At 62.2% G+C, this 630-nt stretch carries 1 protein-coding gene; it reads left to right on the top strand.

Features of this window, described 5'->3' with window-relative positions; all coding sequences use genetic code 11:
- Positions 1-266 (top strand): hypothetical protein (locus ABD323_RS43560; RefSeq protein ID WP_344447554.1); only part of this gene is annotated, 266 nt, incomplete at its 5' end.
- Positions 267-630 lie beyond the last annotated feature (364 nt).

The following is a 630-nucleotide window of genomic DNA, read 5'->3' as shown; positions in this document are numbered from 1 at the left end:
GTCAGTCGACGGTTGCCCTCCATCATGACGTATCGCTCATCGTGGGCTACTACGATCGGAAGGTCAGAGCTGTTCATCTGACCAGTCCGCGTAAGGTCTTTCAGGAGGTCGAGGCAGCCGTCGCCTGCGGTCGTGAGCATCAGCTCAAGCGCGTCGCTTTGGGACTGCGCGTCGCGAGGGAAGCGAGAGTTGCGCAGGTCAAGGTCGATGAGTTCAAGGGGAACGTTCTCAACCGGGAACGGTGGTTTCATCGGCTGCTTCGATGACGCCTTTGCCACGCAGTCCTCACCCTTCTATCGGTTCCAGTCCGCGCCCGGGACGTGCACGCCCTCTGGGCTCCCGAGAGGACAGGGACAACTCCGTCGCGACGAGCAACTACAGCCTCTCGTGCCGGGGCCGGATAAACGACCGCTGCGGCCGACAAAATGCCTCGCGCGGGGTTGTTCCACACTCCCAATGATCTCACATCCGACAGCTGGTGTACGAACATGCTGCGCGAATGAACGTGTAGGAAGGCGTTCGCGCCTTCCGTCCCACGCTCGACGGACGTAGACCGTCGGGAGGCAGACTCCACCCGCTATGCCACTGCCCGATGTGGCGGGACGATCGGAGGAGTTCGTTCCGAGCGGC

It is taken from the genome of Kitasatospora nipponensis, assembly GCF_039528135.1.
In the GTDB taxonomy this organism is placed as follows: domain Bacteria; phylum Actinomycetota; class Actinomycetes; order Streptomycetales; family Streptomycetaceae; genus Kitasatospora; species Kitasatospora nipponensis.
This window is presented reverse-complemented; position numbering and strand designations above follow the sequence as displayed.